Annotated in this window: 16 protein-coding genes; 11 read left to right on the top strand and 5 right to left on the bottom strand. The window is 60.0% G+C overall.

Annotation, left to right across the window (positions count from 1 at the left end; all coding sequences use genetic code 11):
- Positions 1 to 49: 49 nt before the first annotated feature.
- Positions 50 to 754, top strand: coding sequence for a hypothetical protein (locus tag ACR0KM_RS16915; protein ID WP_480860620.1), 705 nt, complete (start codon positions 50 to 52; stop codon positions 752 to 754).
- A gap of 3 nt (positions 755 to 757) precedes the next feature.
- Here ACR0KM_RS16915 and ACR0KM_RS16910 read toward each other — a convergent pair whose 3' ends face one another.
- The gene (locus ACR0KM_RS16910) at positions 758 to 2,215 is read right to left on the bottom strand and encodes a cobyric acid synthase (protein WP_480860623.1); all 1,458 of its coding nucleotides are present in this window, start codon (positions 2,213 to 2,215) and stop codon (positions 758 to 760) included.
- A gap of 59 nt (positions 2,216 to 2,274) precedes the next feature.
- Between ACR0KM_RS16910 and ACR0KM_RS16905 the strand changes: the two genes are divergently transcribed.
- Positions 2,275 to 2,844, top strand: coding sequence for a cobalamin biosynthesis protein CobQ (locus tag ACR0KM_RS16905; RefSeq protein WP_480860625.1), 570 nt, complete (start codon positions 2,275 to 2,277; stop codon positions 2,842 to 2,844).
- Between the two features lie 66 nt (positions 2,845 to 2,910).
- Here the strand turns inward: ACR0KM_RS16905 and ACR0KM_RS16900 are convergent, their stop codons facing one another.
- Positions 2,911 to 3,231 (bottom strand): DUF6280 family protein, encoded by a 321-nt coding sequence (locus tag ACR0KM_RS16900; protein ID WP_170572372.1) that lies wholly within the window; start codon positions 3,229 to 3,231, stop codon positions 2,911 to 2,913.
- Positions 3,232 to 3,450: 219 nt separating this feature from the next.
- On the opposite strand from ACR0KM_RS16900, the gene efp reads away from it, so the two are divergent.
- Positions 3,451 to 4,014, top strand: a complete 564-nt coding sequence (efp, locus tag ACR0KM_RS16895; RefSeq protein WP_480821379.1) for an elongation factor P — start codon at positions 3,451 to 3,453, stop codon at positions 4,012 to 4,014.
- A 48-nt stretch (positions 4,015 to 4,062) separates the two neighbouring features.
- Here efp and ACR0KM_RS16890 read toward each other — a convergent pair whose 3' ends face one another.
- Both ACR0KM_RS16890 and ygfZ read right to left on the bottom strand, forming a co-directional pair.
- On the bottom strand, positions 4,063 to 5,001 hold the full coding sequence (locus ACR0KM_RS16890) for an ABC transporter transmembrane domain-containing protein (protein ID WP_480860626.1): 939 nt from the start codon (positions 4,999 to 5,001) through the stop codon (positions 4,063 to 4,065).
- 103 nt (positions 5,002 to 5,104) lie between these two features.
- Positions 5,105 to 5,842, bottom strand: a complete 738-nt coding sequence (ygfZ, locus tag ACR0KM_RS16885; protein ID WP_480860627.1) for a CAF17-like 4Fe-4S cluster assembly/insertion protein YgfZ — start codon at positions 5,840 to 5,842, stop codon at positions 5,105 to 5,107.
- Between the two features lie 73 nt (positions 5,843 to 5,915).
- Here ygfZ and ACR0KM_RS16880 point away from each other — a divergent pair, with 73 nt between their 5' ends.
- Positions 5,916 to 6,590 (top strand): TIGR04283 family arsenosugar biosynthesis glycosyltransferase, encoded by a 675-nt coding sequence (locus tag ACR0KM_RS16880; RefSeq protein WP_480860628.1) that lies wholly within the window; start codon positions 5,916 to 5,918, stop codon positions 6,588 to 6,590.
- 834 nt (positions 6,591 to 7,424) lie between these two features.
- Here ACR0KM_RS16880 and ACR0KM_RS16875 read toward each other — a convergent pair.
- Positions 7,425 to 8,294, bottom strand: coding sequence for a MurR/RpiR family transcriptional regulator (locus ACR0KM_RS16875; RefSeq protein WP_480821385.1), 870 nt, complete (start codon positions 8,292 to 8,294; stop codon positions 7,425 to 7,427).
- A 124-nt stretch (positions 8,295 to 8,418) separates the two neighbouring features.
- On the opposite strand from ACR0KM_RS16875, the gene ACR0KM_RS16870 reads away from it, so the two are divergent.
- The 7 genes from ACR0KM_RS16870 to ACR0KM_RS16840 all read left to right on the top strand — a co-directional run.
- Complete coding sequence (locus ACR0KM_RS16870; protein ID WP_480860629.1) at positions 8,419 to 9,210, top strand: N-formylglutamate amidohydrolase; 792 nt, start codon at positions 8,419 to 8,421, stop codon at positions 9,208 to 9,210.
- Positions 9,207 to 9,791, top strand: a complete 585-nt coding sequence (locus ACR0KM_RS16865; RefSeq protein ID WP_480821389.1) for a TRAP transporter small permease subunit — start codon at positions 9,207 to 9,209, stop codon at positions 9,789 to 9,791. Before ACR0KM_RS16870 ends, ACR0KM_RS16865 begins: the two co-directional genes overlap by 4 nt.
- The gene (locus tag ACR0KM_RS16860) at positions 9,788 to 11,107 is read left to right on the top strand and encodes a TRAP transporter large permease (RefSeq protein ID WP_480821391.1); all 1,320 of its coding nucleotides are present in this window, start codon (positions 9,788 to 9,790) and stop codon (positions 11,105 to 11,107) included. Before ACR0KM_RS16865 ends, ACR0KM_RS16860 begins: the two co-directional genes overlap by 4 nt.
- Before the next feature lie 51 nt (positions 11,108 to 11,158).
- A complete protein-coding gene (locus ACR0KM_RS16855) occupies positions 11,159 to 12,193 on the top strand; it encodes a TRAP transporter substrate-binding protein (protein ID WP_480821393.1) in 1,035 nt (344 codons plus the stop codon).
- Between the two features lie 91 nt (positions 12,194 to 12,284).
- Positions 12,285 to 13,637 carry a glutamine synthetase family protein gene (locus tag ACR0KM_RS16850; RefSeq protein ID WP_480860630.1) on the top strand — a complete coding sequence of 451 codons (1,353 nt, stop codon included), beginning with the start codon at positions 12,285 to 12,287 and terminating at the stop codon, positions 13,635 to 13,637.
- 95 nt (positions 13,638 to 13,732) lie between these two features.
- Positions 13,733 to 15,115, top strand: coding sequence for an aldehyde dehydrogenase family protein (locus ACR0KM_RS16845; RefSeq protein WP_480860631.1), 1,383 nt, complete (start codon positions 13,733 to 13,735; stop codon positions 15,113 to 15,115).
- Positions 15,116 to 15,182: 67 nt separating this feature from the next.
- On the top strand, positions 15,183 to 15,708 hold a 526-nt coding region (locus ACR0KM_RS16840; RefSeq protein WP_480865522.1), incomplete at its 3' end, for an iron-containing alcohol dehydrogenase.

Here is a 15,708-nt window from a genome sequence, read left to right as displayed (position 1 = left end):
GATGTCAGATAGTGTTGCAAATAGCGGTGTTAAGGACGTTCTTTCGTCGGTGAAACGCCTTGTCAGCGAAGATACGCATGACGACGCAGAGTTCATTTTTGTCCCGACCGCTCCGGCGCCCAAGCCGGGTCGGCTGGTTTTGACCGATGCGCTCCGCGTCAGCGACGAACCGCTGGTGCAGAAAAAACCTGCGCCTCTGAAACTGACACCACAACACAGCGCCGCCAGCGACACGCCCTCAGAGGCGGCGAACGCGCCGAAATCGCCCAAACAGCCGATGCGTCTGCAGCCCAGCGATGTCGTGCGCCAAGGTCACGCGGCCGCGCAGCCGAAAACTGAAGAAACGCCCAAACGCGATTTGGCTGGCAGCCTGAGCGCCAAGATCGAGGCGCTCGAGGCGGCAATCGCGCGGACCGAGGATCAGTGGGAACCAGATGGCGAAAGCAATGACGACTATTCGGGGACAAAGACCGAGTCAGTGAAGTGGCCGGTGGATAACAGTTTCGAGCAGGCCAAGCCCTCGGACCAGGAAGTCGAACCCGTCGCGGCCTTTATCCGCGACCCTGCCGTTGCTGCCGTACACGCGCGCCAGCCTGCCGGGCTGAACCTGTCCGAAGACGAATTGCGCGCGCTTGTGGCCCAGATCGTCCGCGAAGAACTTCAGGGCGCGCTTGGCGAGCGGATCACGCGGAACCTGCGCAAGATGGTCCGCCGCGAGATCGCGCGCGTTGTGGCAGGGCAGGGCACAGACTAGCGCTCAATCCCGGCGTGGCTCTTGCGCCAGTGACAGCAGCAGATCCAGATTCATATGCTGTTCCAGATGGTCGGCCAGGGCGTTGAGTACTTGTTCGACACCATCCTCATAAGAGTTTTCTGCGGTTACGCCCAATTGTGCCAGATAGCTGGCGCGAAACGTGTCCGAGGTGAAAATCCCGTGTAAATAGCTGCCGCGCACCCGGCCATTGGCGCTGGCAGCGCCTTCGGGCCGACCGTCGATCTGCAGCCAGGCGCGGTCGCAATCCGGGCCACTGGTCCGACCCATGTGTATTTCATAGCCGCTTACCGGCTCGCCGTTCGGCAGGGCAGTTGCGTTGCGCAGGGTGACCTGTTTTTGGCCTGCCATGGTGGTGGAGACATCCAGCAGGCCCAGCCCCTCAACCGTGCCGGGGCGGCCGTCGACGCCATCAGGGTCCGAGATGGTCTGGCCCAGCATCTGATAGCCGCCGCACAACCCCAGCACATGCCCACCGCGCCGCACATGCGCATAGAGGTCGATATCCCAGCCCTGCGCTCGGAAATAGGCCAGATCGCCAATGGTGGACTTGCTGCCCGGCAACAGCACCAGATCCGCATCGCCGGGCAGGGGGCGACCTGCCGGGATGATTTCGACTGTCACCCCGGGTTCCGCTGACAGCGGATCGAGGTCATCGAAATTGGCCATCCGCTCTAGCTGCGGCACCACGATCTTGCAGTCTCCGCCCGCGTGCGAGCGAATATCCATCATGTCCTCGGCGGGCAGCTTCCACGCGTCATGGAACCACGGCACGACGCCAAGACAAGGCCAACCCGTTCGGTTGGCAATGTCATCGCGCCCATCATCAAACAGCGAGACATCCCCCTTGAACCGGTTGACGGCAAAGCCCCGGATCATGGCCAGATCACCGGCCTCCAGCACGGCCTGTGTGCCCACGATCTGCGCGATCACGCCGCCCCGGTGGATGTCACCCACCAGCACCACGGGGACATTCGCGGCGCAGGCAAAGCCCATATTGGCAATATCACCCTTGCGCAGATTGGTCTCGGCGGGGCTGCCCGCGCCCTCGATCAGCACCAGATCAGCGTCGCTGCACAGGCGGTCGAAACTTTCCAGCGCGGCGCCCAGCAGTTTGGATTTGTCCTTGCGGTAATCCCCTGCCTTCATGGTCCCGGCGCGCTGGCCCTGTACGATGATCTGAGCGCCGGTATCGGTCTCAGGCTTCAGCAGGATCGGGTTCATATCCGTATGGGTGGGCCTTTTCGCCGCCCACGCCTGCAGAGCTTGTGCGCGCCCAATTTCGCCCCCGTTTTCCGTGACGGCGGCGTTGTTCGACATATTCTGCGGCTTGAACGGAGCCACCCGCAGCCCGCGTCGCGTATAAGCCCGCGCCAACCCGGCGACCAAAACCGATTTCCCGACATTGCTGCCGGTGCCCTGAATCATGATGGACCGAACCATGGCCGCTCTCCTATGCTGAGGCGCAGATGACCTGATTTGGCGGCAAAGGAAAAGCCCGGATGAACACGCCCGCGCATCTTTTGATCGGAGCCGCCGCTTTTGCCCGCCCCGCCCGCGGGGCTGTCCTTTGGGCGGCCGTTTTGGGGTCTCTGCTGCCGGATCTGTCGCTTTATCTGATGGCTGGGGTGGCGCTCTTCATCCTGAGCATCCCCGAGCAGGTGGTGTTCGGGCAGCTTTATTACTCGGCGTCTTGGCAAACGGTGTTTGCGATCGACAATTCCTTTGTCCTTTGGGGGCTGGCACTGGCCTTGGGGCTTTGGCGCGGATGGCACCTGCTGACCGTTGCGGCGTCAGCGGCGGTGCTGCATCTGACGCTGGATTTTTTCTTGCACGCGGGGGATGGACGCCCGCAATTCTGGCCGTTCAGCGATTGGGTCTTTCATAGCCCGATCAGCTATTGGGACAGCACTTACCACGCGCTGTGGGTGGCGCCGATTTCAATCGCTGCCTGTGTGCTGGCGTATGCGGTTTTATGGCGGCGCGGGTTATCGGTGCCCGCAAGGCTTATCTTTGCGCTGATGCTGGGGGCCGAGATCTGGGTGGCGCGACAATGGCTGCTGTTTTTCTGACTTGTACCCAAACAAAAACGCGCCCCGGTGCAGGAGCGCGTTTTTGACATAAACAGCGGGCAGCGATCAGGCGGCTTCGGCCTGTTGCGCAGCGTTACGGCGTTCGCTTTCCTCGCGCGACAGCGCGACCGAGGTCCGCACACCGCGGCCCACGAATTCCATCAGGCCGTCCACGACACGTTCGTTCGGGTCGATCCCGGCGCAGGACAGCACCTCGCGCCCATCGCGCGAGCGGGCCCAGCGGGCAATTTGTTCGGGGCCATTGCCGTATTTCTTGTCATCGGCGATAGCATCATCCAAAGCAGCCAGTACCACGGCCGCGAAAAGTTTGCGTGCACGATTGCCTTGCTCATTGTTAAAGGCAGTGCCGTCAACGAAATCTCTCATCTCGTCTTCCTTAGTTTTTCTTGCTCTTGCATTTTCGGCGTGACGGTCCTTATGACCTATTAGGTGCGATTCGGATACACCTAAAATGCATAGTTGCGTTGCGTCATTTGCATAGCTTGCTGCATGTGCAGCACTAGGTCTCGTTGTCTTGTCAGGTGTGGTCCCGCCAGATATAGGGACGGCAACTGACGCATCAACCGTTTGTGAAGGATTTATGTCATGCCCAAGATAAATGGGAACGAAATTCGCCCCGGCAACGTGCTTGAGCATAACGATGGGCTGTGGGCGGCGGTCAAAGTGGATCACGTAAAGCCCGGTAAAGGCGGCGCTTTCGCTCAGGTCGAGCTGCGCAACCTGCGCAATGGCTCGAAACTGAACGAACGCTTCCGGTCTGCCGACAAGGTCGAGCGGGTGCGCCTTGAACAGAAAGATCAGCAGTTCCTATACGAATCCGACGGCATGCTGGTGTTCATGGACTCTGAGACCTACGAGCAGATCGAACTGCCTTCGGACCTGCTGGGCGATCGTCGCCCGTTTCTGCAGGATGGCATGACCATCGTGGTCGAGTTCTACGAATCTGAGGCACTGAATGCCACGCTGCCCCAGAAAGTGACATGCAAGATCGTCGAGACCGAGCCAGTGGTCAAAGGCCAGACCGCAGCGAACTCGTTCAAACCGGCCATTCTGGACAATGGCGTCAAGGTCATGGTGCCGCCCTTCGTGGGTCAGGACGAGATGATCGTCGTCAACACCGAAACCATGGAATATTCCGAACGCGCCTGACCTCAGGGGGTTTAGAGCAAAAAAAGGGACTGCAACGCGGTCCCTTTTTTATGGGTCTACCCGGCGATAGCGTGCGGGATTGTCGCCAAAAAGCTCAAGCAGCAGTTCGTATTTGATCCGATTGGCACTGACCTGACGGTAGAACGCGATCAGGAAGCCCGTTGGACCTTGGATACGGGTCAGGCCACTGGTCGCCGCAACCACGGTGCCGACATCGGTTTTCCCCTGCAACACCAGCCAGCCGCCAAACATCAGAATGCCGACGGTGCCTGCGCCGTTGATCACACTCAGCAGAAATTTCGCTGACAGCTTCCACAAGAACATCCTGCGGCGCGTCTCGTATATCTCATCGAACTCTTTCTGGATGGCGGTCGAGGCCGCTTCGATATCAGCTTGCGTCAGCCGGTCGGTCGAACTGCGCAGGATGCGTACACGCTCGGCCACGAAGATGTTCACCTTGCGCTGTGACACCAACACGATAACGATCTGCGGTGCGACCATGGACAAAGCGATCAGGCCCAACACCGGCTGCGTCGACGAGATGTAGGCGATCACGCTGACCAGAGTACCGATCTGCACGACCGGGTCCGAGAAGGCTCCGCCAGCGAATTTGCCCAGCTCTTCGGCCTCGGCGGACACGGCGGTTGTCATCGTTCCGGTGCGCAGGCTTTCGCCCGCCGTGTCGATATCCACCGCTCGCGCCAAAAGGCGTACCCGGATCAGACGGATCAGGTCTTCACCCAGTGTTCCGGCCCTGTAGCCCAGCACCCATTTCAGCCCGAGACTCAGCAGGATAACACCCATCATGCCTGCGCCCAGCAGGATCAGGCGATCGGTGTCGACACTGTCAGATGTCAGGTGGTTGATGATGTCGCGCTGAAACTGCAGCGGGGCCGCCGCCAGTGCCGCGACGGACAGCGAGAGAAGGATGAGGATGATCTGCCGACCGGCGCTGGCGCGCCAGATGGCGGAGTAAAGGCGTAACATGCGGGTATCCTAAAGACTGTTAAGCCTAGTGATACCGCGCGCAGTGCGGGGTTCAAACACGCATGGGGGGCTGATTAGGATGTCGTGCCGGTTGGGCAACAACTCAGTCGGTCAACCGCAGGGTTGCGTCGCCTGCCTGCATATCATCGCCCGCTCGGTCGAGCCGCAGATAGGCGATGGCCTTGCCGCCGGATTGTGTGAACAGAACGCCGGCCGGCTTGCCGCCTGACTGGATCTCCGTCCCGACCGGAGCGTTGCCCGAGACGTCAACCACCCGCAGACCTTTGCGCAGCTCAGTCTTGTGTTTCATGCGCGCGGTGACCTCTTGGCCGACATAGCAGCCTTTCTTGAAGTCCAGCCCGTTCAGCGCCTCGAACCCGGATTCGAGGATATAGCTGTCCGGGGTCAGCTCGATGCCGCTTTCGGGGATGCAATGCTGCACCCGGATCGCGTCCCAGTCGGTGCCGTCGTCACTTTCGGGGGCCGCCGAATAGGCGCGCCAGCCCAGATCAGGATGGCGCGGGTCGGGCAGGGCACCTTCGGGCGCGGGGCCGGTGCCGCGTTGCAGGTTCAGATCGGTGGCCTCGATCGTCACATCGGCGCGCAGCTTATACATGGTCAGGCGTTTCGCCAGCCCGTCGGCAAGCGCGTCGCTCACGTCCAGTAGCACCGCATCGCCATCGCGTTTCAGAAAGAAATCGGCCAGATACTTGCCCTGCGGCGTTAAGATCGCCGCATACACCAGCCCATCGCTCAGGCGTTGCACGTCGTTTGTGATCAGCCCCTGCAGAAAGCTGTCAGTGTCCTTGCCGGTCAGGCGCAGGATGCGGCGATTGGGCATGGGTTGATCCTCGTCATCTGGTCTGGCCTCGTGATATAGGAGATCGCGCCGCCATGACCAGAGGGTTTCAGACGTGTCCGCTCCGATCTCCATTGTGATCCCCACCCTGAATGCTGCGCAGGTTCTGCCCGCGACGCTGCAGGCGCTGATGGAGGGCCTGCATGCTGGCCTGATCCGTGAGTTGATCGTGACTGACGGCGGATCATCCGACACGACGCTTGAGGTGGCTGACGAAGCGGGCGCAGAGATCGTAACTGGCCCGCCCTCGCGCGGGGGGCAGTTGCGGCGCGGCTGCGCCATAGCCAAGGGCGAGTGGTTGCTGATCCTGCACGCCGATACAGAGTTGCAGACGGGTTGGAGCCGGTTTGTGGCCGAACATCTCTCGACCGGCCAACCAGCCGCGTTCCGGCTCTGCTTCCGCGCCAGTGGTTTTGGCGCACTCTGGGTCGCGGGCTGGGCGAACCTGCGCAGTCGTCTCTTCGGGTTACCCTACGGTGATCAGGGGCTGCTGGTGCGCCGTGCGGATTATGACGCCGCCACAGGCTATCCCGATCAGCCGCTGATGGAGGATGTTGCTTTGGTCCGTGCTTTGCCTGCGGTCAGGCTGTTGAAGGCAGATGCGATTACGAGTGCGGAACGCTATACCCGTCAGGGCTGGGTTCGTCGCGGGGCCCGGAACCTTTGGACGCTTGCGCGGTATTTTCTTGGTGCTGATCCGGAGCAGCTGGCGCAGTCGTACCGGCGCTGAACGCGGTGCGCAGCTCGACGATGGATTTGCCAAGCCGGAAGGGGGCCGCAAAACTGACCAGACACAAGGCAATGATCTGCAGCACAAGGATATGTGCGTTGGCCTGCAGGTATTCCCACTCGTCCTTGAGCTTGCCGACCTGTTCGATCAGATCATCATAGCTTTGGGCCAGGATCATATAGTCCCCGGCAATCGCAGGCACTTTGCGCCGCATATTGTCTACGGCGGCCTGTGTCGCGTCGTCCAGCGTGGTAAAGACCAGGAATTGATCGATGCTGAACGCATCGGCTTTGGCAGCCATCTCGCGTGCCTCATCCATATCGTCTTTGGACGTGCCGCCGAACAGGAAATGCAACCCCTGCAGTGGAGCAACCTCATTCGTGACCGCAATGAACAGCGGCAGATCCGCATTGCTGGCGGTTGAAGCTGACAGGAACTCGACCTTTTCGCACAGAACAGCCGTGTCGGGGTCGTAGGCCGGATCGCAGAATCGCAACCGGAACCGCGCGGCATCACGGTCAAAAGCCAATGTGGCGGCATAGGCCACGTCGATCTGCCGGTCCAGCCGTGAGCTGTCCGAGGTATAGAGCCCGGCCAAAACCGCTACCAGCGCACCAAACCCGCCCAGGACAACCCAGACGAGGTCGGCCAGCTTCCAGGCCCGGTGCGCTGCGGGCTTTCGAAACAGGAACCCAGTGCCGATCAGCCCGATCAGAAAGAACAGGATCAGCAGCGGTAATTGGTTCTCGGCTACAAAGGTCATAAGGCCAAGTGTACGTCCTGCGCGCGGGCTGGCAACCGTCCTCACGCGCAGTTGTAACACATGCGATTGTGTTACGAGCCCGAGCTTTGGCCGAATTTGCGGAACAACTTGGTTCGGTCAAACGCCTGTTCCAGCTCATCGGTACGCTGTTTGACGCTATCCCACAGGCGTTCCTGCATCTCGGCTATAACGCATTCCAGCAGCACCATCAGCGATGCCATTGAGTCCCACGCAGATGGTACCGCGATCCGCGCAGCGAAGGTGTGTTTTGCCAACCGGTGGATCGGCGATCGCCACTGATCGGTCAGCAGAACAACCTCGGCCCCACGTTCGTGACAGAGTTGCCCGATCAGCAGGGTGGTGTTTTCGTACCGCCGCACGTCAAGCGCCACCAGCACGTCGCCTTCCTGGACTTCCAGCAGATCATGCGTCCAAGAGGCGGCATCCGACAGCAGCTTCACATCTGGCCGGATCATCTGCAGGTGCAGATAAAGGTATTGCGCCAGTGTGCCGGTAATGCGTCCCCCGGTGATGAAAATCCGCCGCTTGGGATCGCAGAGCAGGCGGCAGACGCTGTCAAACTCCTCCGGGTCGATCTCATCAATCGAGCGGCGCTGGTTTTCCAGCGCCTGCCGCGAATAGCGATTGAGGATGTGCTCCTCGGGCAGATCATTCTGCCAGACATCCCGCTTGGCGACGGGCCCCGAGATCATCTCTTTCACTTCGCTGCGGATTGCAGCCTGAAACTGTGGATAGCCGTCAAACCCGGTTTTCTGCAGCATCCGCGCCACGGTTGTGGTGGACACCGAGGCGGTGCTGGCCAGTTCGGTAATGCTGCCCAGCCCGGCCATCGGATAGTCGTCCAGCAGCACGTTCACCAGCTGCCGCTCGGACGGTGTCATGGTTTCGCGATGCGCAAGGAGTCGTTCTGTTACCCGCACGGTTTACTCCTGAATTCGGTGTCAGACAGTTTGGTGTGGAAAATTTGACAAAGCAATCCGGACTGGTGGGTTTTGTACAGGAAAATTATTGACAGGTGAAGAAAGTCTGTGGAAATTTTTCCACATGGAATCACGCCACGCCTCATCATCTGCCGCGCATCTGGATTTCGGGCCCGTCGTTCACATCGACGAGACATCGGCTAGTCCGTCGGTTCTGGTGGTGTGCGAACACGCCTCGCACCGCATCCCGGATGGGCTGGGCGATATGGGGCTAACCCCCGATGCGCTACGCAGCCACATTGCATGGGACCCCGGCGCGCTGCCCGTTGCGCAGGCGCTTGCGCGGCGGCTATCGGGTACATTGGTTCATGGCGGTGTGTCGCGGCTGGTCTATGACTGCAACCGCCCGCCCGAGGCGCATGATGCCATGCCAGAGCAAAGCGAAAACACCGCGATCCTCGCCAATGCCAACCTGACCGCTGCGGCGCGACAGGCGCGGATTGACGGCGTCTATGCGCCGTTCTCACGCGGGTTGGAGGGTATTCTGACCCGCCACCGCGCGACGTTGGCGTTGATGGTCACGGTTCACAGTTTCACGCCGGTTTACAAAGGCCAGCAGCGCGAGGTGGAACTGGGCCTGCTGCATGGTCAAGACGCGCGCTTTGCCACCGAGATGCTGTCCTGCGCGGCCCCCGATCTACCGCTGATCACCCGCTTGAACGAACCCTATTCGGCGGCGGACGGCGTCGCCCATACTCTGGATCGTCACGCGGCCCCCTGCGGGCTGCTGAATGTGATGATCGAGATACGCAACGATCTGATCCAATCGCCTGAGCAACAGCAGGTCATGGCTGATTGTCTCGCTCCTTGGATCAGCCGGACCTTGCAGAACCTGCGCGGAAAAGGCGGGGCATGATAAAGGCGATGGCAATATATGTGCGCGTCGTCGATGCGGTGAACTATCGGATCGGGCGGGTGATGATGTGGGGCCTCTTCGTGATGATGGGCATCCTGCTTTGGTCCTCGATCTCAAAGACGTTCTTTCTGCCTTCGCTGTGGACGCTGGAAATGGCCCAGTTTGCGATGGTGACCTATTACATCATGGGGGGGGCGTACTCGATCCAGCTGGGCTCGAACGTGCGGATGGACCTGTTCTACCACAACTGGAGTCCGCGCAAGAAAGCGTGGTTCGATGCGTTTACGGTGCTGCTGCTGATCCTCTATCTGGGCGTGTTGCTCTATGGCGGTCTCGGTTCTACGGCCTACAGCCTGGGCTATTGGGGGGACAGCCCCGTTACCTATTTCACCGGCCTTCTGACCGGCAGCGAAGAGATCGGGCGGCTTGAGCGTTCGTCGACCGCGTGGCGGCCCCATATCTGGCCGGTCAAGGCGATCATGGTATTCGGCTTTTTCCTGATGCTGCTGCAGGCAATATCGGAATTCTTCAAAGACATTGCGCGGATCAACGGGCAAGAAATTGGGGCGGCACCGGCATGAGCCAGGAATTTATCGCCATCTTCATGTTTGCTTCGATGATGCTGATGCTGTTCACCGGGCAGCGCGTCTTTGGAGCCATCGGTGCGGTTGCCGCCATTGCGGCGCTGGCGCTGTGGGGGACGGGCGGACAGGACATCCCTTTTTCGGCGGCGATGAAGCTGATGAAATGGTACCCGCTGCTGACCCTGCCGATGTTCATTTTCATGGGCTACGTTCTCAGCGAAAGCCGTCTGGCCGATGATCTGTACCGCATGTTCCACGTCTGGATGGGGCCGGTGAATGGTGGCCTTGCCATAGGCACCATCGGTCTGATGGTCCTGGTCTCGGCGATGAACGGGCTCAGCGTGGCGGGCATGGCGATTGGGGCGACAATTGCGCTGCCAGAGCTGTTGCGGCGCGGATATGACAAGACCATGGTGACGGGGGTCATTCAGGCCGGATCGAGCCTTGGGATCCTTGTGCCGCCATCGGTCGTTCTGGTGCTCTACGCCATGATCGCGCGTCAGCCTGTGGGCCAGCTTTGGCTGGCAGGCATTGTGCCAGGGTTGCTGATGGCGTCCATGTTCATCCTGTATATCTGGATACGGTGCCGCCTTCAGCCGCATCTGGGTCCGGCAATGGAGGATGCGCATGAGGTGCCGCGGGCCGAGAAACTCCGCCTGCTCTGGGCCGGGGCGCTGCCGCTGATGATTTTTGCAGCGATGATGCTGCCCTTTGTGAACGGCTGGACATCGTTGGTGGAAAGCTCGGCCATAGGGGCGCTGGCGGCGCTGGCGGCCTCGATCCTCAAGCGGCGGATGACGTGGAAGATTTTCGAGGACTGCACCAAGCAGACGCTGGCCATTTCGTGCATGTTCATGTGGATCATCCTTGCGGCGCTGGGCTTTGGTGCAGTGTTTGACGGCCTGGGTGCGGTAAAAGCCATCGAGAACCTGTTCACCGAGCAACTGGGCCTGTCGCCCTGGATGATCCTGATCCTCATGCAGCTCAGCTTCATTGTCATGGGTACGTTTCTGGACGACACAGCGATGCTGGTCATTGTTGCCCCGCTTTATGTCCCGCTGGTGGGTGCGCTGGGTTTTGACCTGATCTGGTACGGCGTGCTTTATACGATCACGACCCAGATCGCCTATATGACACCGCCCTTCGGCTATAACCTGTTCCTGATGCGCGCGATGGCTCCGCCCGAGATCAGCCTGAAGGACATCTACCGCTCGATCGTGCCCTTTGTCGGCGTGATGGTGCTGGCGCTGGCGATCATCATGATTTTCCCCGAGATCGCCCTGTGGCTGCCCGGATATGTTTACGGAAATTAACAAGAAGGCCCGGCAAACGGGCACCCAAACTTCAACGGAGAGGAAATTGACATGACGACAAGACGTAAGTTTCTGAAAACAGCTGGGGTAGGGGTTGCCGCTGCGCCTCTGGCGACGCCTGCCTTGGCACAAAGCACGATCACGTGGCGGATGCAGACCTACGCGGGCCCCGCGCTCGCTGAGCATGTGATTGATCCTGCGATCAAGATGTTCAACCAGATTGCAGGCGACCGCATGCAGATCGAGCTGTTCTATGCCGATCAGCTGGTTCCCACCGGAGAACTGTTCCGCGCCATGCAGAGAGGCACGATCGATGCCGTGCAATCGGACGATGACTCGATGGCGTCGCCGACCGAAGTTACCGTCTTCGGGGGGTATTTCCCCTTCGCCTCGCGCTATTCTCTGGACGTGCCAGTGCTGTTTAACCAGTGGGGTCTGAACGAGATCTGGGACGAGGAGTACTCGAAAGTTGGCGTCAAACACATCAGCGCGGGCGCGTGGGATCCGTGTCACTTTGCGACCAAGGATCCGATCAACAGCCTTGCCGATCTGCAGGGCAAACGCGTCTTTACCTTCCCGACGGCGGGCCGCTTCCTGAGCCAGTTCGGCGTTGTGCCGGTGACGTTGCCTTGGGAAGATATCGAGGTCGCGGTACAAACGGGCGAACTGGATGGCATCGCATGGTCGGGCATCACCGAAGATTACACAGTCGGCTGGGCCGATGTGACCAACTATTTCCTGACCAACAACATCTCGGGCGCATGGGCAGGTCATTTCTTTGCCAATATGGACCGCTGGAACGAGCTGCCCGAGGATCTGCAGACGCTGTTCAAAGTGTGTTGTGACCAGTCGCATTATTATCGCCAGTGGTGGTATTGGGGCGGCGAGGCCAACCTGCGGGTCAATGGCACAAAGATGCAGTTGACCACTATCCCTGATGAAGAATGGGCAACGGTGGAAGAGGCCGCAGTGAAGTTCTGGGATGAAATCGCAGCGGAATCCGAGACCAAAGCGAAGGTCGTCGACATCTTCAAACGCTACAATGCTGAAATGCTCAAGGCCGGACGGCCTTACCGTTACGGCTGACGGAACGCGACCGGCCCGTTGTTCGACGGGCCGGTCGCAAAGAAAAGCGAGAATTTTCGTCGAAAATTCTTGCGCATCGCAGAGGTGATTTATGCTGACATTCGAGCATCTTAAGGCGCAGGTTTCTGCTGGCGAAATCGATACCGTGTTGGTGTGCATGGTCGACATGCAGGGGCGTTTGATGGGCAAAAGGTTCCATGCCGGTCATTTCGTGGCAGGCGCGTGGGACGAAACCCATTGCTGCAATTACCTGCTGGCCACCGATCTCGAAATGGCAACGCCGGATGGCTATGACGCCACAAGTTGGGAGCGGGGGTATGGTGACTATGTCATGAAGCCGGATCTGAGCACGCTGCGACCTGTGCCCTGGCTTGAAGGCACCGCCATGGTGATGTGCGATGTACTGGATCACCACACACACAAGGAAGTGCCGCATGCGCCCCGGAGCATTCTGAAGCGGCAGGTCGACCGGTTGAAGACCATGGGCTACGACGCCATGTGCGCGACCGAGCTGGAATTCTTTCTGTTCGAGAAGAGCTTTGATCAGATCCGCAAGGAGGGCTTCCGTGATCTGGAGCCGATCTCGGGCTACAACGAGGATTACCACATCCTTCAGACAACCAAGGAAGAGCATGTGATGCGCCCGATCCGCAATCATCTGTGGGATGCGGGCATTCCGGTCGAAAACTCCAAAGGAGAAGCCGAGACCGGGCAGGAAGAACTGAACATCAAGTACGCATCTGCAATGGACACGGCCGAGTATCACTCGATCGCGAAGAACGCAGTGAAAGAGATTGCCTGGCAGCATGGGCACGCGGCAACGTTCTTGCCGAAATGGCATCATGACAAGGTCGGCAGCTCGTCGCATGTGCATCAATCGCTTTGGGCAGACGGGGCACCGATCTTTTTCGACGAAAAAGATCCGCTGGGGATGTCGGGGGTGATGAAACACTATATGGCGGGCTTGCTGAAATATGCCGCCGACTACACCTATTTTATGGCTCCGTACATCAACAGCTACAAGCGCTTCATGAAGGGCACTTTTGCTCCGACGCGGATCATCTGGTCGGTGGATAATCGCACGGCCGGCTTCCGTCTGTGCGGGGACGGTACCAAGGCGGTAAGGGTTGAGTGCCGCATCCCGGGATCGGACATGAACCCTTATCTGGCAATTGCCGGGATGCTTGCCGCCGGGATTGCGGGGATTGAAGAAGGGCTGGAATTGCAACCGCCTACCGAGGGCGACGTGTATCAGGGGGAAACGGGCATGATACCCGCTAACCTGAGCGCGGCGCGCGACGCGCTGCGTGAATCTGCGATGCTGCGTTCGGCTATGGGGGATGATGTGGTCGACCACTATGCGCGCGCGGCTGAGGTAGAGATCGAGGCGTTTGAGCGCGTGGTAACCGATTGGGAGATTGCCCGCGGGTTTGAGCGGGCTTGAGGGTTAAGGAGCGAGGGGCCAGCCCCTCCCGCTCCCCGGGATATTTATGGCCAGATGAAGCAGGGGACCCTGCTGGGTTTTGAGACGGAGTGGAGATGGGGCAGATGTTGAAATGTGTCTCGCCGATTGATGGGTCGGTTTTTGCAGAGCGCGCGATGTTATCGCACGAGGCGGCGTTTGAGGCGGCAGCTCAGGCGCGGGCGGCGCAGGCGGCGTGGGCGGCACGGCCTTTGCAGGAGCGGATCGATCTTGTCATGGCGGGTGTTGCAGCTGTTGGCGCTATGAATGACGAGATCGTGCCTGAGCTTGCGCATATGATGGGACGGCCGGTTCGATATGGTGGCGAATTCGGTGGGTTCAATGAGCGCGCCAGCCATATGGCTGAGATCGCTGAGGCGTCGCTGGCCGATATCGCTGTGGGTGAGGATGCGACCTTTAAACGGTACATCAAGCGCATCCCGCACGGGGTCGTGTTTGTGGTTGCGCCGTGGAATTACCCTTATATGACAGCGATCAATACGGTGGCTCCGGCGCTGATCGCGGGCAATACGGTGGTGCTGAAGCATGCCACGCAGACCCTGCTGGTCGGAGAGCGGATGGCGCAGGCCTTCCACTCAGCCGGAGTGCCGAAGGATGTGTTCCAGAATGTCTTCCTCAGCCACGATGTGACCAATGATCTGATCGCAGGCAATGCGTTCGATTTCGTGAATTTCACCGGATCGGTCGGGGGCGGTCAGGCGATGGAGCGGGCAGCAGCGGGCACCTTTACCGGTGTCGGCACCGAGCTTGGCGGCAAGGACCCCGGCTATGTCATGGAGGATGCGGATCTGGATGCAGCTGTTGACACATTGATCGACGGGGCGATGTTCAACTCGGGCCAGTGCTGTTGCGGCATTGAGCGGATTTATGTGCATGAGAGCCTTTATGATGACTTCGTCGCCAAGGCGGTGGAAGTCGTTAAGGGCTATAAACTGGGCAACCCGCTGGACTCCGAGACGACGATTGGCCCGATGGCCAATGTCCGTTTTGCCGACGAGGTGCGCGCGCAGATTGCCGAGGCGATCGCTGCCGGAGCGGTGTCGCAGATCGACCCCTTCCCCGAGGATGATGGCGGGGCTTATCTGACGCCGCAAATCCTTACAAATGTCACCCATGACATGCGCGTGATGCGGGATGAGAGCTTTGGACCGGTGGTCGGCATCATGAAAGTGTCCTCGGACGACGAAGCCATTGCGCTGATGAATGACAGTGAATTCGGCCTGACCGCCAGTCTCTGGACCCGTGACGTGGACCGGGCAGCGCGCGTGGGCGATCAGATCGAAACGGGGACCGTCTTTATGAACCGGGCCGACTATCTGGATCCGGGCCTGTGCTGGACGGGCTGCAAGAATACCGGGCGCGGAGGCGGCTTGTCTGTCATCGGCTACCACAACCTGACACGTCCCAAATCCTATCACCTGAAAAAGGTCACGGGCTAAGGACGATCTGCCTGCCCCGGAGTGACCCCCTCGCCGGGGCAGGCCCCAAAACAAAAGGAAATCTGACATGACACTTGTTGGAAACTGGTCCTATCCGACCGCTATCAAGTTTGGGGCGGGACGCATCAAGGAGTTGCCGGAAGCCTGCGCGGCAGCCGGGATGCAACGCCCGCTGCTGGTCACTGACAAGGGCTTGGCCGATCTCCCGATCACTACGGCCACGCTTGATATCCTCGAGGCCGCAGGGCTTGGCCGTGGGCTGTTCAGCGAAGTGGACCCGAATCCTAATGAAAAGAACCTCGAAGCCGGGGTTGCCGCCTACAATGCGGGTGGACACGACGGGGTGATCGCCTTTGGCGGTGGCTCGGGCCTGGATCTGGGCAAGATGGTCGCCTTCATGTGCGGCCAGAAGCGCCCGGTGTGGGATTTTGAGGATATCGGCGACTGGTGGACCCGCGCGGACGCCGACGCCATTGCGCCCATTATCGCGGTACCGACCACTGCCGGGACCGGGTCTGAGGTGGGGCGTGCCAGTGTCATCACCAACTCGGAAACCCACGCCAAGAAGATCATTTTTCACCCCAAAGTTCTGC

The sequence above is a fragment of the Ruegeria sp. G10 genome, from assembly GCF_056533645.1.
Note: the sequence above shows the minus strand (reverse complement) of the source record. Positions and strands in the feature narration are given on the sequence as shown.